The organism is Streptomyces sp. NPDC006372, assembly GCF_040612515.1.
Taxonomy (GTDB): Bacteria; Actinomycetota; Actinomycetes; order Streptomycetales; family Streptomycetaceae; genus Streptomyces.
Window position 1 is genome coordinate 44654 of sequence record NZ_JBEXQJ010000005.1, and the last position, 20103, is coordinate 64756.

Sequence of the window (20103 nt, forward strand, 5' to 3'; positions counted from 1 at the left end):
TCACTTCCCCGCGCCGAAACCGAAGCCGCCCGAGCCCTCGACCTTGGAGCGCAGGCGCTTGCCCTTCTCGGTGGCCTGGTCGTTCAGCTCCTGCTGGAAGTCGCGCATCCGGCCGCGCAGTTCCTCGTCGTGCGCGGCGAGGATGCGGGCCGCCAGCAGACCGGCGTTGCGGGCCCCGGCGACGGAGACCGTGGCGACCGGGACACCGGCCGGCATCTGCACGATCGACAGGAGGCTGTCCATGCCGTCGAGGTACTTCAGCGGCACGGGCACGCCGATGACCGGCAGCGGGGTCACCGAGGCGAGCATGCCGGGCAGGTGGGCGGCGCCGCCCGCCCCGGCGATGATCACCTTGAGCCCGCGGGCGTCGGCCTGCTCGCCGTAGGCGACCATCTCGCGCGGCATGCGGTGCGCGGAGACGACGTCGACCTCGTAGGCGATCTCGAACTCGTCGAGGGCCTTGGCGGCGGCCTCCATGACGGGCCAGTCGGAGTCCGACCCCATGACGATGCCAACAACAGGGCTCATTCGGTGATGGTGCCTCTCAGGTAGCCGGCTGCGTGACGGGCGCGCTCCAGCACGTCGTCCAGGTCGTCGCCGTAGGTGTTGACATGTCCGACCTTGCGGCCGGGCTTCACGTCCTTGCCGTACATGTGGATCTTGAGCTGGGGGTCGCGGGCCATGCAGTGCAGGTACGCGGAGTACATGTCCGGGTAGTCGCCGCCGAGGACGTTGACCATGACCGTCCACTCGGCGCGCGGGCGCGGGTCGCCGAGCGGGAGGTCCAGGACGGCCCGCACATGGTTGGCGAACTGGCTGGTGACGGCGCCGTCCATCGACCAGTGGCCGGAGTTGTGCGGGCGCATCGCGAGCTCGTTGACGAGGATGCGGCCGTCGCGGGTCTGGAACAGCTCGACCGCGAGGTGCCCGACGACACCGAGCTCCTTGGCGATGTTCAGCGCCATCTCCGAGGCCCGCACCGCGAGGGCCTCGTCGAGGTCGGGGGCCGGGGCGATCACCGTGTCGCAGACGCCGCCCACCTGGCGGGACTCCACGACCGGGTAGGCGACGGCCTGGCCGTGCGGGGACCGTACGACGTTGGCCGCGAGCTCGCGGAGGAAGTCCACCTTCTCCTCGGCGAGCACGGGGACACCGGCCTTGAACGGGTCGGCGGCCTCCTCGGCGGAGTCCACCACCCACACGCCCTTGCCGTCGTAACCGCCGCGGACGGTCTTGAGGACGACGGGGAAGCCGTCGCCCTCGGCGGCGAAGGCCGCCACGTCCTGCGGATCGGAAACGATCCTGTGCCGCGGGCAGGGCACGCCGAGCGCGTCGAGTCTCGCGCGCATCACACCCTTGTCCTGGGCGTGCACGAGCGCGTCGGGCCCGGGGCGCACGGGGATGCCGTCCGCCTCCAGAGCCCGGAGGTGCTCGGTGGGTACGTGTTCGTGATCGAAGGTGATCACATCGCACCCTCGCGCGAACTCGCGCAGCGTGTCGAGGTCGCGATAGTCGCCGACGACGACATCGCTCACGACCTGCGCAGCGGAGTCCTGCGGGGTGTCACTGAGAAGCTTGAACCTGATGCCCAGCGGGATACCAGCCTCGTGTGTCATACGAGCGAGCTGGCCACCGCCGACCATGCCGACTACCGGGAACGTCACTCCCCCAGGGTATCGGCCGCGCCAAGGTGGCCGGTTTCCTGCCCCTCCCGGCTCCGCCCGGACCGTCTCCGGCCGGCCACCGCCATCCACAGGAAGATCGCGCAGGAGGGTGGTTAGCATGACTGGGTTGACGCAGAAGCGCGCAGAAGCATTGGACGGACGGGGGCCTGCACGACCATGGGACATGGTGTTTCGAGGCTCCGACGGCTCGCTCACGAAGTCGCCAAGTTCGGCGCGGTGGGCGGGGCCGGGGTGCTGGTCAACCTCCTCGTGTTCAACCTGGTGCGGCACGTCACCGACCTCCAGGTGGTGCGCGCGAGCGTCATCGCGACGGTCGTGGCGATCGCCTTCAACTACGTCGGCTTCCGTTACTTCGCGTACCGGGACCGCGACAAGTCCGGGCGCACCCGGGAGCTGGTCCTGTTCCTGCTGTTCAGCGCGGTGGGCCTGGTCATCGAGAACGGCGTCCTGTACGTAGCGACCTACGGCTTCGACTGGAACAGCCCGCTCCAGAACAACGTCTTCAAGTTCGTCGGCATCGGTGTCGCCACGCTGTTCCGGTTCTGGTCCTACCGCACCTGGGTGTTCCGCGCCCTGCCCTCGGGAGAGACGGCCGCGGACGGGGAAGCGGCCCCGGAGCCGGAACGGACCGAGGAGCCCGGGACCGAGCAGTCACGGACCGGGCAGCGGGTGCCGTAGGCACCGTCATGACCCGCGTCAGCGGATCATCGGCTCGTCCTCGCCGCCCAGGGACTTCTGGAGGGGCGTGCGGGACAGGAACAGGCCGAACACCGGCGGCTTGGTCTGGAGCATCTCCAGCCGGCCGCCGTCGGCTTCCGCGAGGTCACGGGCGACGGCCAGGCCGATACCCGTGGAGTTGCGGCCGCTGATCGCCCGCTCGAAGATGCGCGCGCCGAGGTCGGCGGGGACCCCGGGGCCCTCGTCCGTGACCTCGATCACGGCCTGGTTGCCGGTGACGCGGGTGCGCAGGGCGACCGTGCCGCCGCCGTGCATCAGGGAGTTCTCGATCAGTGCGGCCAGGACCTGCGCCACCGCCCCGGGCGTGCCGACCGCCTGGAGGTGCCGCTTGCCGGAGCTGACGATCGCCCGGCCCGCACTGCGATAGGCGGGGCGCCACTCGGCGAGCTGCTGCTGGATGACCTCGTCGAGATCGAAGGTGACGGCGGAGCCGGTGCGCGGGTCGCGGGAGTTGGTCAGCAGCCGCTCGACGACGTCGGTGAGCCGCTCGACCTGCGTCAGCGCGATCGTCGCCTCCTCCTTCACCGTGTCCGGGTCGTCGGTGAGGGTGATCTCCTCCAGCCGCATCGACAGCGCCGTCAGCGGCGTCCGCAGCTGGTGGGAGGCGTCCGCGGCCAGCCGCCGCTCGGCGGTCAGCATCCGCGCGATGCGCTCGGCGGACCCGTCCAGCACGTCCGCCACCCGGTCCAGCTCGGGCACGCCGTACCGCTTGTGCCGGGGGCGCGGATCGCCCGAGCCGAGCCGCTCGGCCGTCTCCGCGAGGTCGGTCAGCGGCGAGGCCAGCCGGTTCGCCTGGCGGACCGCCAGCAGCACCGCGGCCACCACCGCCAGCAGCGCCACCAGGGCGATGATCAGCAGGGTGCGGCCGACCTCCCGGGTCACCGAGGAGCGCGGCTCCTGGACCGTGACGGTCTCGCCCTCCTCGCCGGGCGCGGTCGCGCTGATGACGTCACCGTCCGGTTTGGTGCCGACCGCGATGGGCGACTCGCCGGGGATGCGGATCACCGCGTAGTAACGGTCCTGCGTGACCTGCTCGCGCAGCACCTCCGCGTCGACCTGCTGCGCCCCGAAGAGCCGGCTGTCGACGATGCTGGCCAGCCGGACCGCCTCGGACTCCACGCGCTCCTGGGCGCTGTTGCTGATCGTCCGGCTCTCGACGATGACGAGGGAGACGCCGAAGACGGCGATCACGACGAGCACCACGGCGAGCGTGGACTGGATCAGTCGGCGGCGCATGTCCTGTTACCCGTTGGTCGGTGTCGGCCGTCGGTGCGGCGGCTCAGCTCTTCTCGAAGCGGAAGCCCACACCACGCACGGTGGCGATGTAGCGGGGGTTGGCCGCGTCGTCCCCGAGCTTCTTGCGGAGCCACGAGATGTGCATGTCGAGGGTCTTGGTCGACGACCACCAGGTGGTGTCCCAGACCTCGCGCATCAGCTGGTCGCGGGTGACGACCCGGCCCGCGTCGCGCACCAGCACCCGCAGCAGGTCGAACTCCTTGGCGGTGAGCTGGAGCTCCTCGTCGCCCATCCAGGCTCGGTGCGACTCCACGTCGATCCGCACGCCGTGCGTGGCGGGCGGCTGCTGGGGCTCGGCGGCGCCGCGCCGCAGCAGGGCGCGGACCCGGGCGAGCAGCTCGGCGAGCCGGAAGGGCTTGGTGACGTAGTCGTCGGCGCCGGCGTCGAGCCCGACCACGGTGTCCACCTCGTCGGCGCGCGCGGTCAGGATGAGGATCGGGATGGCGTGGCCTTCGCCACGCAGCCGGCGGGCCACCTCGAGGCCGTCCATGCCGGGCAGACCCAGGTCGAGCACGACCAGGTCGACGCCGCCCTGGATTCCGGCGTCGAGAGCGGTGGGGCCGTCCTCACGCACCTCGACCTCGTAGCCCTCCCGGCGCAGGGCACGGGCCAGCGGCTCCGAGATGGATGCGTCGTCCTCGGCGAGCAGTACTCGGGTCATGGAGTGATGGTAGACCTGCACGACCCTGAGCAGGGGTGTGACCGGAAGCCTTGATTCTTACCAGCGGCATACCCGGTTCTTACGAGGCGCGGGAACCCGAACGGACCTCTGCCTGTGGGGTGCGATTTCGGTAAGGACCTTGGAATGGGGGCGTATGGTTCCCCCGACACCTGTGATCCGTGTCTCAAGTCCTTCCATATACGGCGGTCTCCTGCCGTATGGTGAATCGACGCCTGTAGCACCATGGCGACCTTCGGCGGCTGATTGCCCCTGAAGGTCTCTTTTGTGTGCGGGCTGGTTCCCGCCAGCCCCGACTCGAAACGACCTGTGGCCGGGCCTCCTCGTAGCGGCGACGCGCGTAGAGGCGTGGATCCCGGTGGCGACCGCCCAACGCTCCGTGACCCGGAGCGCCCCCCCCAGGCGTCGGGCGGACGGCCGTACGCACCGGTGCCGGCAGACCCCCACCGGGCGCACCACCGCTGTCGCGGGGCGCGTCCCGACCAGCAAGGAACGACCATGGCGTCCAGCCTGACGAAGGACTCGGCCCGCCCGGGCACCCCCGGTTCCGAGAAGACCTTCTTCGGCCACCCCCGCGGCCTGGCCACTCTGTTCATGACCGAGATGTGGGAGCGATTCTCCTACTACGGCATGAGGGCCCTGCTCCCGCTGTACCTGGTGGCCCCGGGTGGCCTGCACCTGAGCGCGGGCGCGGCGACGGCGATCTACGCCGTGTACCTGTCGCTCGTGTACCTGCTCACCCTGCCCGGCGGCTGGTTCGCCGACCGTGTGCTCGGCCCACGCAAGACGGTCGCCGTCGCGGGCCTGGTCATCATGCTCGGCCACCTGTGCCTCGCGCTGCCCGCGGCCGCGAGCTTCTACGTCGGACTGGGCCTCGTGGCCATCGGTTCCGGCCTGCTGAAGGCCAACATCTCCACGATGGTCGGCCACCTCTACAACGGCCCGGAGGACCCGCGCCGGGACGGTGGCTTCACGCTCTTCTACATCGGCATCAACCTCGGCGCCTTCGTCGCCCCGCTGGTCATCGGCACCATCGGTGAGAACGTCGACTGGCACCTGGGCTTCGCGCTGGCCGCGCTCGGCATGGCGCTGGGTCTCGTGCAGTTCCTGCTCGGCGGCCGTCACCTGAGCGCGCGCAGCAGCGAGGTCCCGACCCCGCTGTCGCCCGCCGAGAAGGCCTCGACGCTGCGCAAGGGCCTGATCTGGCTGGCCGTCGCCGTGGTGTTCTACGGCGTCGTCGGCGGCACCGGCCACTTCACGCTGAACTGGGCGCTGATCCCGCTCACGCTGCTGGGCCTGATCGTGCCGATCCTGGTCATCTCCCGGATCATGCGGGACAAGGACCTGGACTCCGGCGAGCGGTCGAAGGTGTCGGCGTACATCTGGTTCTTCGTCGCCGCCGCCGTCTTCTGGATGATCTACGACCAGGGCGGCTCGACTCTGTCGCTGTTCGCCGAGAAGAGCGCCGACAACAGCGTCTTCGGCTGGGAGTTCCCGGTCTCCTGGTACCAGTCGGTCAACCCGGTCATGATCATGGCGCTGGCGCCCGTCTTCGCCTGGCTGTGGCTGTGGCTGAACCGGCGCGGCCAGGAGCCGAGCACCATCGTGAAGTTCGCCTCCGGTCTGGTGCTGGTGGGTGCGTCCTTCTTCCTCTTCCTCGCCCCGCTGTCGATCGCGGAGGGCGGTCACAAGGCCGCGGCGATGTGGCTGGTCGCGATCTACTTCGCGCAGACCGTCGGTGAGCTGACGCTGTCGCCGGTGGGTCTTTCGGTGACGACGAAGATGGCGCCGGCGAAGTACGCCTCGCAGATGATGGGCGTCTGGTTCCTCGCGGTCACCGCGGGCGACTCGGTCACCGCCCTGCTGTCCAACCCGGCCGTCGGCGGGATCAACCTCGACCGGATGGGCTTCGTGGCGCTGGAGGCGGCGCTCGCCGTGGTCGCCGGGTTCGCGGTGTTCATGTACCGCAGGAAGGTCAAGGCGATGATGGGCGACGTCCGCTGACCGCGCTCGCCTGAGTCCGGGAGAGGGCCGCCGCACCCTGTGGGTGCGGCGGCCCTTTCTCATGTCTTCTTCTCGGGGGTGAACCAGGGCGGGGCCGAGCGTCCGGCGGTGGCGGGCGGGCGCAGTCGGACGCGGCGGCGGGCAGGGCGGGCCGCGTGGCCGGGGCGGCGCGGGCGTACGTGGTCCACGACGGCCAGGCCCGCCCGGAACAGCGCCGCCGGCACGACCAGCAGGACGAGGCCCCAGAACAGGGTCACGCCCCACGGCCGGCCCACGCCCCAGGGGTGCTCGGCGAGGACCTTGCCGCCGTACTTCAGGGACACGGTGTAGTCGCCGTGCGCCCCGGGGGCGAGCTCCACGGGCAGTTCGATCCGGGCCTTCCCGCCGGGCCGGATCGTGCCGCGCCACCGCTGGTCCTGCCACCGCGGCGCGAACACTCCGTGGGAGGTGCCGACCTGGAAGACCGGGTCCCTCACGGGTGACGTCCCGACGTTGCCCACGGTGACCTCGAGGGTCCGGGCGGGCGGGGAGCCGAACCAGGTCAGCAGCCCGTCTGCGCCACGCAGCCGGGTGTCCGCGAGCAGGGACAGCCGGCCGCCGGCCCGGTCCGCGGGCAGCGGCTCGACCGCGTGCCCGGCGACCCGGAGGGCCGTGTCGGCCTCGGCCTTCGCTCCCGTCACCGTCTCCACGTGCACCACACAGGGGCACGGCACGGGCGGTTCCACGACGGGCAGCCGGCGCCGGAAGCGCCCGTCGGCGTCGGTGGTGACGGCCCGGCCGTCGGCGTTGGCGCAGGAGTTGCTGCCGCCGGTCACCCCCCTGGACGGCTCGGCCTGCCCGCAGACCAGCAGCGTCAGCAGCGCACGCGGCCGCCAGCCACTGCCACTGACGGTGACCGAACCCCCCGTCCCCGCCTGCGACGCGGACAGCTCGACACGGGGCCGCTCCACCGCCTGGGCGGGTCCGGCGCCGACCAGGCTCAGCAGCAGCACGAGCAGGACGGGCAGCCACAGGTGGGGAACGCGAGCGACGTACGGCATCGGCGGCTCCAGCGGGGTGCGGGGCGGGCGCGGCTCGTGCCCGGGCGGTCGTACGGTCCGCTCAGCGGCCTGCCCGTGCGCTCCGGTGACGTCGTGTCAGCCACAGGGTGCCCGCCGCGCCGGCGAGCAGGACCGTGCCGCCGAGGGTGCCCAGGGCGATCGCGGAGTCCTCGGGGCCGGTTCGCGGGAGTTCGGCACCGCCGCCGGAGCCGGAGTCGGAGCCGCCGCCCTGGGTGGAGCCGGTGGTGCCGCCGCCGGCGGCCGTGACGTCGAGTTTCAGGGACGGGCCCGGGTCGTTCGTCGGGGTGCAGGTGGTCGTCGTGCCGAGCGCCTTGATGGTGAGCACACCGGCCGTGAAGGTGACCTCGCCGCTCTTCTTCGGCGTGTACGTCCCGCTCAGGTCGTTGATCTTGATCGGGGTGTTGGCCGGGATGGCCGCGTCGTTGGCGGGGCCGGTCACGGTCATGGTGCCGCTGTCGGCGCCGCCCAGGGCGATGGTGGCGCTCGGGGTCATCGCGCCCTTGCCCAGTTCGACCGGGCTGGAGGAGACGCCCTTCTGCCAGGACATGGTGATCCGGTAGCCGCTGCCGCTCCTGACGCCCTTGATGTCGATGGGCGAGACGGCGCTCTTGTCTCCGATCGGCGTCTTGCACTGGTAGTTGACGTCGACGACCTCGGCCCGGGCCACGGGGGCGGCCAACCACACCACCGAGCCGGCCAGGGCCGCGGCTGACGCGAGCGCGGCGGTTCGATTCCGGTACGACACGGTGCCGCTCCCCTTCCTGTTCCTGACGGCGCATCAGATCGGGCCGTCAAGGTACGCCCGGGGCCTTGAGGAAGGAAGACACGGGGCACGCCGGATCCGTGGCGATCCGGCGTGGCGTGAGTTGACGCGGGAGAGGGCGCCGGGGCGGGAGATGCCGTGGGGCCGTCACCCGGACGGCCGATCGGCAGACCGCGAAAGGATGCCGGAGGGCGTTGGGGGGGGCGTCACAGGACCGGGAATCCGCTGCTCGGCCGACTCCCGAAGGGCCCCGACGACAGCGGCCGGGTCACCCCCGGAGGGACACCCGGCCCGGCTCGGTGCTGGGGTCAGGCGGGCGTGCCCAGTTCCGCCCAGACCGTCTTGCCGGCGACCCCCGGCGTGCGGACGACGCCCCAGTCCAGGCAGAGGCGCTGGACGATGAACATGCCGTGGCCCCCCGGACGGCCCGCGCGGTGCGGGGTGCGCGGTGCCGGCTGGCCCGTGCCCCGGTCGGCGACCTCGATACGGATCACCTTGTTGTCGCAGGTGATCCACAACTGGTCCGGCCCCTCGGCGTGCAGACACGCGTTGGTCACCAGCTCGGAGACCACGAGCAGCACGTCCTCGGCGGCGGCCCGCCGGTCGGCGGACGCGGCCGGGAGCCAGCCCCACGCGTACAGCGCCTGGCGGGTGAAGTCGCGAGCGAGCGGGACGACGCCGCTCTCCCCCTCGAAGCTCAGCCGGCGCACCTGCCGGCCCCCCGGCGGCCCCGCGGCCCCGGACGGCGCCGCCACGCCCTCGCCGGACGCACCGGCCGCCGCCTCGCCACCCTCGGACGCCCCGGAAGCGCCGCTGGGCTCCGGCCCGCGGTCGCCCGGCGGGTAAGGCCGGGTGGTGCTCATCAGCGCTTCACCTCACCGATTCACCAGTTCACGATTGAAAAACTTCAGTACACAGTCAGTCACGCAGTGCGCGGCACGTCGGTTTCACGGCGCCCCCGCCACCCTGTCGGCCGACAGGTTCAGGATGTCTCCTGCCCGGGCCGACCGGCGGAACACCCCCGTATTCCGCTCGAAAGGCGTGACGGGGGTGGGAGACCGGTCACAGCGGGATGGCCGAGGCTCGGCGCGCCGACGCACCGCCGGTCAGCTCGACTCGTCGGCCAGCGCCGCCTGGAGCGTGTCGTGGACGCTGAAGACCGCATCCGCCCCGGTGATCTCGAACACGCGTGCCACCACCGGCTGCATCCCGGCGAGCGCCACGCCACCACCGGCGGCCTCGGCCTTCAGCCGTGCGCCCAGGAGCACGTTGAGGCCCGTGGAGTCGCAGAACTCCAGCCGCGCGCAGTCGATGACCAGGCGCTTGAATCCCTTGGCGAGGCAGTCCTCGAGTGGCTCACGCAACAGATCGGCGGTGTGGTGATCCAACTCACCCGCCGGGGTCACGACGGCACTAGAGCCCTCTTCCCGCACCTCCACCAGAAGCCGGCCAGACTGTGCGCTGCCGACCGTCCCGCGGTCCATGCCGTCTCTCTCTCCCGACGTCGAGGCTGCTTGCTGACGCCCTCGAACACTACGCCTTCCCGACACGCTTCGACACCCGAACAACTACACACAAACGGACATATGCCCACAGAACGCACTTGCGGTGGGCTCAGGAAAGCGGGTAGGCCTAGTAAGGACACGTACCCGACACGGCCGGCTTTGGAGGCGCCGCACACCGCAGTGCACGTATTGGCCCCGGCAGCCATATGCCGAGAACGATGGAGGACATCATGTCACCCCGGCTCGACGGATCGCGTACCCACAAAGCGACGTCGACACCCCCTCCGGAACATCTGGATCCCATCGAGCAGGACGAGATGCTCGTCACACAGGGCGCGCTCCTCGCCGGACTTCCGGACATTCCCCCGTACGAGGAAGTCGACGCGGTCGACGCACGGGCCCTCTCCAAGACCCTCTTCGAGCGCCTGGAGTCGATCGAGGAAGGCACCCACGAGTACTCGTACGTCCGCAACACGCTCGTCGAACTGAACCTCGCGCTCGTCAAGTTCGCCGCCTCCCGGTTCCGCTCCCGCAGCGAGCCGATGGAGGACATCATCCAGGTCGGCACCATCGGCCTGATCAAGGCGATCGACCGCTTCGAGCTCTCTCGGGGTGTCGAGTTCCCCACGTTCGCGATGCCGACGATCGTCGGCGAGATCAAGCGCTTCTTCCGCGACACCTCGTGGTCCGTGCGCGTTCCGCGGCGGCTCCAGGAGCTGCGCCTCGACCTGGCCAAGGCCGGTGACGAACTGGCCCAGAAGCTGGACCGCGCCCCCACGGTGCACGAGCTGGCCGAGCGCCTCGGCATCACCAACGACGAGGTCGTCGAGGGCATGGCCGCGTCGAACGCCTACACCGCCTCCTCGCTGGACGCCCAGCCGGAGGAGGACGACTCCGAGGGTGCGCTCGCGGACCGCATCGGCTACGAGGACCACGGACTCGAAGGCATCGAGTACGTCGAGTCGTTGAAGCCGCTGATAGCCGAACTCCCGCCGCGCGACCGGAAGATCCTGTCCCTGCGGTTCGTCGCCGGAATGACCCAGTCGGAGATCGGCGAAGAGCTCGGCATCTCGCAGATGCACGTCTCGCGCCTGCTGTCGCGGACGCTGGTACGGCTGCGCAAGGGGCTGACCGTCGAGGAGTGATCCTCTATGGCTGACGCTGTCCTCAGGGGGCGGACCGAACGGTCCGCCCCCTGAGCGCGTGCCGTACGGGACTCAGCCCGCCCGCTGTTCCTTCACCAGCTTCTTCGCGCGCTCGCGCCGGGACGGGGCCAGCACGTCGACCGTCACACCGGCGCCGTGCCCGGGTGTGGCCTCGGCCAGCCGCAGCCGGTCGGCGAGCCCACGGACCGACGCGTCGTCCGGCCCGCGGTCGACGTAGAACAGCGACTCGTCGACCGGGCTGTCGTCGCCGCCCCAGCGCACCACGCCCTCGCAGTCGGCGAGGATGTCGCGCACCGTCAGCACCTGCAGCGGGAAGAGGCTGCCGCTCGCGCCCGCGCCCGGACGGATCCGCACCGCGGTGCCCGAGGCGAGGTTGGACTCCGGCCGGCCCTTCTCCAGGCCGCCGATCCGCTGCCAGCCCGCCAGGTCGACGCGGTTCAGCTGCTCGACCTCGTAGTGGTAGCGCCGGACGACGTGGAGCAGGATCGCCTCCACGTCGCCGATCCGGACGTCGACCTCGAGGCCGGTGCCCGGGACGGGGCGTGTCCAGACGGTGGAGACGTGATTGGCCTCCTTCTCAAGGGTCCAGCCGTTGGCCGAGGTGGGGGCCTTCTTCCGGGCGGCGCTCGGAGGAGCGCTCGCGGGGGCGGCCACGGCGGTGGCCGGCGCGAATGAACCGGCGGCTGCCGCGGCTGCGATCACACCGGCTCCCTTGACCAGGGTCCGTCTCGGTATGCCGATCATTCTGCTGCGCGCGTTGTCGGACACGTTTTCAGTTCCTTCCCAGGCTGATGACGATGAGAGTGAGCGTGGGCAGTGCGGTGGCCGCCGCGCTCAGCAGCCAGTACCTGCCGGGTGACAGCGCCGTCCTGCGGCGGAACGGGCGGTTGGCCAGCCACCAGATGAGGCCGAACAGGACGAAGATCGGTGTGGCGACCATCACCCAGGGGAGCACCCCGTCGTTCTCGGTGGGCTCGCGGTCGGTCCAGCCCAGCGAGGCAAGGGGCCAGTTCGCCGCGAAGTACCACAGCACGAACGCGGGCACCACAGCCGGAATCCCCAGCAGGACGTTGACGACCAGGGGGAAGCCCAGCCGGAGCCACCGGTGTGTGGTGTTCGTCTGCATCGGGTCTCACTAACCGCGCGACAGCTTGTTGTAGTTCTCCAGTTGGTCGTACAGACCGATCAGCTCACGGCCGTACTTCTCGGCGTCGCCGCCGGTGCCGTTGTACCGCGCCAGCAGGGCCTGGGTCTGGGCCGGGGTGGTGGTCAGGCTCGGCCGGGGCGCGCCGATCTGGTGGGCGTTGTAGATCGTCAGATACGCCACCGACCGGATGTTGTACGTCGGGTCCTCGTTGAGCTGCTTCCACACGATGGGGATGTCGTCGTTCGTGAGCGGCGAGCCGTTGATGATGCCCTGCTCACGGCAGTAGTTGCGGGCATCGATCGTCACCCAGGCGAAGATCTGGCCCCAGCCGGTGCTGCAGTCGTCGTCCAGCCCCTTCTTCACGGCCTCGTCGGCGGCGACGTCGAAGGGGTTCAGCTTGCGCAGCTCCCACAGCACCGGCGCCTGGATGAGCGCCTTGCGGAGCCTGAGCTGCCGTGCGAGCGAGGTGAACAGCCAGTCCGCGCTCAGCACCAGGTCGACGGCCTTGGTGGTGGAGATGCCGCCGAGCGTGGCCCAGTCGTCATCGGGCTCCCAGTTCTCGCCACCGGTCTCCGGCACACCGATCGAGACCAGGTACGCCTGGACGTCCTTGAGCAGGGCGTCCCGGTAGGCGTCCTTGTCCAGGTCCGTGTCCAGCCCCCCGAAGTCGGCGCCCGGGTTGAAGCTGCTCTGGCCGAAGTCCCGGCCGGAGACGATGTTGTTGTCGATCTCGATCTGGCCCGCACCCGAACCGACCTTGATGGTGGAGATCTGGTCGAACGCCCAGTTCGTGGGCAGCGGGTAGCCGAGGTTTCCGGAGAAGCCGCTGGACATGTCGGAGACGAAGCTCGCCGCCGCGTAGCCGGCATCGGCGACGCGCTGGCAGACGTTGCGCGGGCCGTAGACGCCCACGCCGTAGCCGGAGTTCTCTCCGATCGTGCGCATCACACTGCGGAAGTGCGGGATGACGAATTCGGTCACCTCGCCGTCCATCGCGTCGTAGTCGACGGCGAAGTAGATGATGGTGCCGGGCTTGAAGCCGTGGTACTGGGCCCACTCGATCGCGCGGAACGCGTCGGCGGTGCCCTGGTTGGGGCTGAAGTAGTCCGCGGACCGGCTCCACGTCTGGAAGATCGGGAAGCAGCTCAGCCCGTATTCCTTGATGGTGGCCAGCTCGCCCGGCTGGATCTGCTTCTCCGGCAGGCTCGTGGTGGACGGGTTGAAGAGGTACCGGCCGATGTACTTGTAGCCGGCGTCCTTCAGCGCCTGCGCCCGTGCGGGCGTGATCATCGTGACGCCGTCGCAGGCCGTGCCCTTGCGGGACTGGTCGCCGTAGGAGACGAGCAGCGAGGCCCAGGTCTGGAAGTCGCCCTTGCCGGTGACCGGGAGCTTGCTGAAGGACTGGAAGGTCTCCACGCCGGACTGCACCGCGGAGGTGAAGTTACCGAAGGGGACGTTCCGCTTGTTCAGGATCATGGCCGCGGTGAACAGCTGTGCCCACACGCCGGTGGTGCCGTTGGACACCGTGTGGCTCTTCAGACCGGACTGCGTGCCGGGCCCGAACACGCCGTTGGCCACGCCGTCCGCCATGCCCAGCTCGTACTGGATCGCGAACAGCATCGACTTGGCGACGTCGCGGGAGTGGTAGCCGTCGCAGGGGATGACGTAGAAGTCCTTGCGCAGGATGTAACGGCCGTTCAGCCACTGCTGGATGGTCCGGATGGTGTCCGAGCCGTTGCCGACGGTGACGTAGGCGTCCATGTTGAACAGGCCCTTGACCACCTTCGGCCACAGGGAGCTGCCGGGGTAGGTGCCCGAGACGCCCATGTTCTGGTTGAGCTTCACGACCGCGTCCTTGACCCGGTCGTTGTACTTGCCGTCGATCTCGCCGCCGTCGTAGCCCTTGCAGTACAGGGCGGACTGGATGATGCGGCAGAAGTTGGCCGAGGGAATGGTCGTCTCGTCCAGCTTGCCGTACTTCTCGCCGATCTTCGCCAGGGTGGTCGGGCCGAAGGAGTCGGACAGGGCGGTGATGCCCATCTCGTACTGGAGCGCCCGGGTCAGGGCGTACATCACGGGCCAGCCGGTCTGGCCGTTCTCCGCGAGCTTGGATATGCCCAGTGTCGCGCCGTTGTTGTACGTGGTGTTGATGAATCTCTGGGCGCGCTGCACCATCTCGTCTGCCATGGGCTTCCTCCTGTCGTCCGAATGGTGAGGCGGGGAGGAAAAGCGCTGTCACCTCGGCGCGGCCACGGTGTCGAACCCACGTGTGCGCGCTGGAACTGAACTGCACCCCCCGTCGGGGGGCATGGCGATGAGACCCCCCTCGTCGCGTACGGCCGGCGCGTGGGTCATGGTGCGCGGTGCGACTGGCGGGATCTTCCGTCGCGCCATGAGGGGGGGGTCAAGTCCGTTATGTGCGGGAGGTGTTGATCTGGCGGATCGTCAACTCCGATTTGTCATGCACTTGTTATGCATATGGTAGGGAAATCGTGCACAACCTTCTGGCGGGTTCGGCAGTCAGAGCACCCGCTCGCCGCGCCGCCACACTCCGGTGACCAGCGGGACGCCGGGACGGTAGGCCAGGTGCACATGGCTCGGGGCGTCGAGGAGCGTCAGGTCGGCGTAGGCGCCCGGGGTGAGGCGGCCGACGTCGTCGCGCCGGAGGGCGGCGGCCCCGCCCGCCGTGGCCGACCACACCGCCTCGTCTGGGGTCATGCCCATGTCCCGTACGGCGAGCGCGATGCAGAAGGGGACGGAGGAGGTGAAGGACGACCCGGGGTTGCAGTCGGTGGAGAGGGCCACGGTGACGCCCGCGTCCAGGAGGCGGCGGGCGTCCGGCCACTCGGCGCGGGTGGAGAACTCGGCGCCAGGGAGCAGCGTGGCGACCGTACGGCTGTTGGCCAGGGCGTCCAGGTCCGCTTCGGTCAGATGGGTGCAGTGGTCGGCGCTCGCCGCGTCGAGTTCGACGGCGAGCTGTACGCCCGGGCCGTAGGAGAGCTGGTTGGCGTGGACCCGGGGGTGCAGTCCCGCGGCCTTGCCGGCGGTGAGGATCGCGCGGGCCTGGTCGCCGTCGAAGGCGCCCTGCTCGCAGAAGACGTCGATCCAGCGGGCGTGGGGCGCGCAGGCGTCGAGCATCTCGCCGGTGACGAGGGCGACGTAGGCGGCCGGGTCGTCGGCGTGGTCGGGCGGGACGATGTGGGCGCCGAGGAAGGTGACCTCGTCGGTGTGGGCGGCGGCGACGCGCAGGGCCCGGGCCTCGTCCTCGACGGTCAGGCCGTAGCCGGACTTGGTCTCGAAGGTCGTGGTGCCCTGGAGCAGCGCCTCGCGGAGGTAACGGGTCAGGTTGGCCTCGAGTTCCGCGTCGCTCGCGGCGCGGGTGGCGGCGACGGTCGTGCGGATGCCGCCCGCGCTGTACGGCCGGCCCGACATCCGGGCGTTGAACTCCTGTGTCCGGTCGCCGGCGAAGACGAGGTGGGAGTGGGAGTCGACGAAGCCCGGGAGGACCGCCCGGCCGCCGGCGTCGACCCGATTGTCAGTGGCGGGTGCTTTGCTTTGATCACCGGTCCACGCGATGCGGTCGCCTTCGATGACGACGGCGGCGTCCTGGATCAGTCCGAGGGGGGAACCGTCACCGGAGGAGGGGTCGTTGGTGACCAGGGCGGCGATGTTGGTGATGAGCGTGCTTGCGGTGCTCGCGGAGTGGGCGGGGCTGACGGTCGTCGCGTTGCTCATGGCGTCCTTGGTGGCCTGGTCGGCGGTGGGGTCGGGTTCGGGGGCGGAGGCGGGCCGCGCGGGTGGGCGGCCCGAGGTCATCCGCGCAGGGCTGCGACGGCGTCCGCGAGGGCCCGCGGCACATCAGGTACGAGGCAGTGCACCCCGTCCCGTACGACGTGCCGGCCTCCCACGACCGTGTGCGACACGTCTGCTGCCGACGCGGCGAATACGGCCGTCTCGGCACCGAGCCGTGGAAGCGGCCCAGCCGTTCTGACCGAGTCGAGCGCGATCGTCGTGAAGTCGGCGAGCGCGCCGGGCTCCAGGGAGCCGGCCTCCGCCCAGCCGAGGGCGGCGTGCCCGTCGGCCGAGGCCGCCCGCAGCAGGGCCGCCGCCGTCCAGTGACCCCGGGCGCGGGTGCGCAGCCGCTCGTTCAGCTCCATGGCCCGCGCCTCCTCCAGCAGGTCGATCACGGCGTGGCTGTCGGAGCCGAGGGAGAGCGGTGAGCCCTCGTTCTGGAGGGCGGCGGCCGGGCCGATGCCGTCCGCGAGGTCCCGCTCGGTGGTCGGGCACATGCAGGTGCCGGTGCCGCTGCCGCCGATCAGGGAGATGTCCTCGGCGGTGAGGTGGGTGTTGTGGACTCCGGTGGTGCGCGGCCCGAGGACCCCGTGCAGGGCCAGGAGCTGGGTCGGGGTGCAGCCGTGGACCTCCAGGCAGGCGTCGTTCTCGGCGGTCTGCTCGGACAGGTGCACATGGAGCGGGGCCCGCCGCTCCTCGGCCCACCGCGCGACGGTCGCCAGCTGGTCGGCGGGCACGGCCCGTACGGAGTGGATCGCAGCCCCGATCCGTGCGTGATCCCGTTCCTTGAGAAGTGAAGAGCGTTCGGCCCAGGCCTCGGCGTTCCCGTCGGAGAAGCGGAGCTGGTGGGTGGTGGGCGGCCGGCCGAAGCCGGAGGAGAGGTAGGCGGTGTCGAGGAGGGTGATGCGGATCCCGGCTTCGGCGGCGGCCGCGATCAGGGCTTCGCCCATCGCGTTGGGGTCGGCGTAGGGGGTGCCGCCGGGGGCGTGGTGGACGTAGTGGAACTCGCCGACCGAGGTGACGCCCGCCAGCGCCATCTCGGCGTACACAGCCCGGGCGAGGGCGTGGTAGGTCTCCGGGGTCAGCCGGTCGGCGACGGAGTACATGACCTCGCGCCAGGTCCAGAAGGTCCCGGAGCCGACCTGGGCGGTGCCGCGCAGGGCGCGGTGGAAGGCGTGGCTGTGGGCGTTGGCCAGGCCGGGGAGGGTCAGCCCGCGGAGGATCTCGGCGCCGGGGGGCGGGGTGTCGGTGCCCCGGGTGACGGCGGCGATGCGGCCGTCCCGGCCCGTGGCGGAGCCGCTTGTGGACACAGTGAGGGCCACACCGGGCTCGACGTGCGGGTCGAGCCAGGCGTGCTCCAGCCAGTAGGTCTTCGATGTCACCTGCGGGCCAGCCCTTCCAGTACGTCGGCGAGTGCGAGGACTCCGGCCGCGCAGTCGTCCTCGGCGGCGAACTCGGCCGGGGAGTGCGAGACGCCGGTGGGGTTGCGTACGAACAGCATGGCGGTCGGGACGCGCCCGGAGAGGATCCCGGCGTCGTGTCCGGCACCCGTACCCAGGACGGGCGCGGTGATGTCGGTGTCCTTGCCGAGGATGCGGGCGAGTTCGTCGCGCAGGGCGTGGTCGAACTCCACGACGGGGGTGAACGACTCGCGGACGACGTCGAGGGCGATGCCGTGGGCGGCGGCGTACTCCCCGGCCGCCTTCTCGACTCCGGCGACCACGGCGTCCAGCCGGTCCTGGTCCTCGGCACGGGAGTCGAGCCAGCCGTGCACCAGTGAGGGGATGGCGTTGACGCCGTTGGGCTCGACGGCGATCTTGCCGAAGGTGGCGACGGCACCGGCGAGTTCGGCCTCGCGGCGGGCGGCGAGCACGGTTTCGGCGTAGGGGAGCATGGGGTCGCGCCGGTCGGCGAGCCGGGTGGTGCCGGCGTGGTTGGCCTCGCCCCGGAAGTCGAACCGCCATCGGCCGTGCGGCCAGATCGCGCTGGCGATGCCGATCCGGTCGCCGGACAGGTCCAGGGCCCGGCCCTGCTCGACGTGCAGCTCCACGAAGGCGCCGATGCGGGCGAGCCGCTCCGGGTCGGGTCCGACGGCGTCGGGGTCGTATCCGGCGGCCTCCATGGCGCGGGGCAGTGTGACGCCGTCGCCGTCGGTGAGCCGGTGCGCCTGCTCGCGGGTGAGCTGCCCGGCGGTGAGCCGGGAGCCGACACAGGCGAGTCCGAACCGGGCGCCCTCCTCGTCGCCGAAGTTGACGACGGCGAGGGGCTTGGTGAGGGTCGTGCCCCTTGCGCGCAGTTCGTCGAGCGCGGCGAAGGAGGACACGACCCCGAGGGGCCCGTCGAAGGCGCCCCCGTCGGGCACGGAGTCGAGGTGGGACCCGGTGACGACGGCGTCCCCGGCGTCGGGATCGCCGAGCCAGGCCCACTGGTTGCCGTTGCGGTCGACCTCGTAGGCCAGTCCGCGGGACTCCGCCTGCTCCTTGAACCAGGCCCGGCAGTCGAGGTCGGCCGGGGTCCAGGCGAAGCGGCGGTAGCCGCCGGAGGCGGAGCTGCGGCCGATCGGCAGCAGCTCCGCCCACATGCTGTGGAAGGTCACGCGTCGTCACCTTCACGCATCGGGACCCGGACACCGCGCTCGTCGGCGACCGACTCCGCGATGTCGTAGCCCGCGTCCACGTGCCGGATGACGCCCATGCCGGGGTCGTTGGTGAGGACCCGGCGGATCTTCTCCCCGCCGAGCTTCGTGCCGTCGGCCACCGTCACCTGGCCGGCGTGGAGGGACCGGCCCATCCCCACGCCGCCGCCGTGGTGGACCGACACCCAGGAGGCGCCCGACGCCACGTTCACCATGGCGTTCAGCAGCGGCCAGTCGGCGATCGCGTCGGACCCGTCGAGCATGGCCTCGGTCTCGCGGTAGGGCGAGGCCACGGAACCGCAGTCGAGGTGGTCGCGCCCGATGGCCAGTGGCGCGGCCAGCTCACCGCTCGCCACCATGTCGTTGAACCGCTCACCGGCCTTGTCCCGCTCGCCGTAGCCGAGCCAGCAGATGCGGGCGGGCAGCCCCTGGAAGCGCACGCACTCGCCGGCCATCTTGATCCACCGGGCGAGGGACTCGTTCTGCGGGAAGAGGTCGAGGATCGCCTTGTCGGTCTTGGCGATGTCGGCCGGGTCGCCCGAGAGGGCCGCCCAGCGGAAGGGGCCCTTGCCCTCGCAGAAGAGCGGGCGGATGTAGGCGGGGACGAAGCCGGGGAAGGCGAAGGCCCGGTCGTATCCGGCGAGTCGGGCCTCGCCGCGGATGGAGTTGCCGTAGTCGAAGACCTCCGCGCCGGCGTCCATGAAGCCGACCATGGCCTCGACGTGCCGGGCCATGGACTCGCGGGCCCGGGTGGTGAAGCCGGCCGGGTCCTTGGCGGCGGCGTCGGCCATGTCCTCGAAGGCGGTGCCGAGGGGCAGGTAGGCCAGCGGGTCGTGGGCGGAGGTCTGGTCGGTGACGATGTCGATCGGGGCGCCCATGGCGAGCAGCTGCGGCAGCAGTTCGGCGGCGTTGCCGAGGACACCGATGGACAGCGGGCGGCGGGCGTCCCGGGCCTCCACGGCCAGGCGCAGGGCGTGGTCGAGGGAGTCGGCCTTCACATCCAGGTACCGGTGCTCGATGCGCCGCTCGATGGCCCGCGGGTCGCAGTCGACGCAGATCGCCACTCCGTCGTTCATCGTCACGGCGAGCGGCTGGGCGCCGCCCATGCCGCCGAGGCCCGCGGTCAGCGTGATGGTGCCCGCCAGCGAGCCGCCGAACTTCTTCGCGGCGACGGCGGCGAAGGTCTCGTAGGTGCCCTGGAGGATGCCCTGGGTGCCGATGTAGATCCAGGAGCCCGCGGTCATCTGCCCGTACATGGTCAGGCCGAGGGCCTCCAGGCGGCGGAACTCCTCCCAGGTCGCCCAGTCGCCGACGAGGTTGGAGTTGGCGATGAGGACGCGCGGGGCCCACTCGTGGGTCTGCATGACACCGACGGGCCGGCCGGACTGGACGAGCATCGTCTCGTCCTGCTTGAGGGTCCTCAGCGTGCGGACCATGGCGTCGAAGGAACGCCAGTCGCGGGCCGCCTTGCCGGTGCCGCCGTAGACGACGAGCTTGTCGGGGTGCTCGGCGACCTCCGGGTCGAGGTTGTTCTGCAGCATCCGCAGGGCGGCTTCCTGCTGCCATCCCAGGGCGCTCAGTTCCGTGCCGCGCGGTGCTCGGACGGGGCGGGGTCCTGACATGGTCTGCCTC

The 20103-nt window shown here is 70.9% G+C and carries 18 protein-coding genes; 3 read left to right on the forward strand and 15 right to left on the reverse strand.

Annotated elements, in window-relative coordinates:
• Both purE and ABZ016_RS11645 read right to left on the reverse strand, forming a co-directional pair.
• Window positions 1-528 carry a 5-(carboxyamino)imidazole ribonucleotide mutase gene (gene purE, locus ABZ016_RS11640; protein ID WP_003990723.1) on the reverse strand — a complete coding sequence of 176 codons (528 nt, stop codon included), beginning with the start codon at window positions 526-528 and terminating at the stop codon, window positions 1-3.
• Window positions 525-1664, reverse strand: coding sequence for a 5-(carboxyamino)imidazole ribonucleotide synthase (locus tag ABZ016_RS11645; RefSeq protein ID WP_356916376.1), 1140 nt, complete (start codon window positions 1662-1664; stop codon window positions 525-527). Before ABZ016_RS11645 ends, purE begins: the two co-directional genes overlap by 4 nt.
• 177 nt (window positions 1665-1841) lie before the next feature.
• On the opposite strand from ABZ016_RS11645, the gene ABZ016_RS11650 reads away from it, so the two are divergent.
• Window positions 1842-2363, forward strand: a complete 522-nt coding sequence (locus ABZ016_RS11650) for a GtrA family protein (protein ID WP_356916377.1) — start codon at window positions 1842-1844, stop codon at window positions 2361-2363.
• A gap of 18 nt (window positions 2364-2381) precedes the next feature.
• Here ABZ016_RS11650 and ABZ016_RS11655 read toward each other — a convergent pair whose 3' ends face one another.
• Together ABZ016_RS11655 and ABZ016_RS11660 are read right to left on the reverse strand one after the other, a co-directional pair.
• Window positions 2382-3659 (reverse strand): ATP-binding protein, encoded by a 1278-nt coding sequence (locus ABZ016_RS11655; RefSeq protein WP_356916378.1) that lies wholly within the window; start codon window positions 3657-3659, stop codon window positions 2382-2384.
• Between the two features lie 43 nt (window positions 3660-3702).
• Window positions 3703-4380 (reverse strand): response regulator transcription factor, encoded by a 678-nt coding sequence (locus ABZ016_RS11660; protein WP_356916379.1) that lies wholly within the window; start codon window positions 4378-4380, stop codon window positions 3703-3705.
• Between the two features lie 516 nt (window positions 4381-4896).
• Between ABZ016_RS11660 and ABZ016_RS11665 the strand changes: the two genes are divergently transcribed.
• A complete protein-coding gene (locus ABZ016_RS11665; RefSeq protein ID WP_356916380.1) occupies window positions 4897-6402 on the forward strand; it encodes an oligopeptide:H+ symporter in 1506 nt (501 codons plus the stop codon).
• A 59-nt stretch (window positions 6403-6461) separates the two neighbouring features.
• On the opposite strand, the gene ABZ016_RS11670 is transcribed toward ABZ016_RS11665, so the two are convergent.
• The 4 genes from ABZ016_RS11670 to ABZ016_RS11685 all read right to left on the reverse strand — a co-directional run bounded on the left by ABZ016_RS11670 (window position 6462) and on the right by ABZ016_RS11685 (window position 9710).
• On the reverse strand, window positions 6462-7442 hold the full coding sequence (locus tag ABZ016_RS11670) for a hypothetical protein (protein ID WP_356916381.1): 981 nt from the start codon (window positions 7440-7442) through the stop codon (window positions 6462-6464).
• 61 nt (window positions 7443-7503) lie between these two features.
• Window positions 7504-8208, reverse strand: a complete 705-nt coding sequence (locus ABZ016_RS11675) for an LPXTG cell wall anchor domain-containing protein (protein WP_356916382.1) — start codon at window positions 8206-8208, stop codon at window positions 7504-7506.
• 326 nt (window positions 8209-8534) lie between these two features.
• Window positions 8535-9089 carry an ATP-binding protein gene (locus ABZ016_RS11680; RefSeq protein ID WP_356916383.1) on the reverse strand — a complete coding sequence of 185 codons (555 nt, stop codon included), beginning with the start codon at window positions 9087-9089 and terminating at the stop codon, window positions 8535-8537.
• 243 nt (window positions 9090-9332) lie between these two features.
• Complete coding sequence (locus ABZ016_RS11685) at window positions 9333-9710, reverse strand: STAS domain-containing protein (protein WP_356916384.1); 378 nt, start codon at window positions 9708-9710, stop codon at window positions 9333-9335.
• Between the two features lie 239 nt (window positions 9711-9949).
• Here ABZ016_RS11685 and ABZ016_RS11690 point away from each other — a divergent pair, with 239 nt between their 5' ends.
• A complete protein-coding gene (locus ABZ016_RS11690) occupies window positions 9950-10876 on the forward strand; it encodes an RNA polymerase sigma factor SigF (RefSeq protein WP_356916385.1) in 927 nt (308 codons plus the stop codon).
• Between the two features lie 72 nt (window positions 10877-10948).
• Here ABZ016_RS11690 and ABZ016_RS11695 read toward each other — a convergent pair whose 3' ends face one another.
• From ABZ016_RS11695 to hutU, 7 genes are all read right to left on the reverse strand, one after another.
• A complete protein-coding gene (locus tag ABZ016_RS11695) occupies window positions 10949-11641 on the reverse strand; it encodes a hypothetical protein (protein WP_356916579.1) in 693 nt (230 codons plus the stop codon).
• A 28-nt stretch (window positions 11642-11669) separates the two neighbouring features.
• Complete coding sequence (locus tag ABZ016_RS11700) at window positions 11670-12023, reverse strand: hypothetical protein (RefSeq protein WP_356916386.1); 354 nt, start codon at window positions 12021-12023, stop codon at window positions 11670-11672.
• 9 nt (window positions 12024-12032) lie between these two features.
• Window positions 12033-14231, reverse strand: a complete 2199-nt coding sequence (locus tag ABZ016_RS11705) for a glycoside hydrolase domain-containing protein (protein WP_356916387.1) — start codon at window positions 14229-14231, stop codon at window positions 12033-12035.
• Between the two features lie 333 nt (window positions 14232-14564).
• The gene (gene hutI / locus ABZ016_RS11710) at window positions 14565-15860 is read right to left on the reverse strand and encodes an imidazolonepropionase (protein WP_356916388.1); all 1296 of its coding nucleotides are present in this window, start codon (window positions 15858-15860) and stop codon (window positions 14565-14567) included.
• Window positions 15857-17218 (reverse strand): formimidoylglutamate deiminase, encoded by a 1362-nt coding sequence (locus ABZ016_RS11715; RefSeq protein WP_356916389.1) that lies wholly within the window; start codon window positions 17216-17218, stop codon window positions 15857-15859. Before ABZ016_RS11715 ends, hutI begins: the two co-directional genes overlap by 4 nt.
• Window positions 17215-18432, reverse strand: a complete 1218-nt coding sequence (locus ABZ016_RS11720) for an allantoate amidohydrolase (RefSeq protein ID WP_356916390.1) — start codon at window positions 18430-18432, stop codon at window positions 17215-17217. Before ABZ016_RS11720 ends, ABZ016_RS11715 begins: the two co-directional genes overlap by 4 nt.
• Window positions 18429-20093, reverse strand: a complete 1665-nt coding sequence (hutU, locus tag ABZ016_RS11725) for a urocanate hydratase (protein ID WP_356916391.1) — start codon at window positions 20091-20093, stop codon at window positions 18429-18431. Before hutU ends, ABZ016_RS11720 begins: the two co-directional genes overlap by 4 nt.
• Between the last annotated feature and the right edge of the window lie 10 nt (window positions 20094-20103).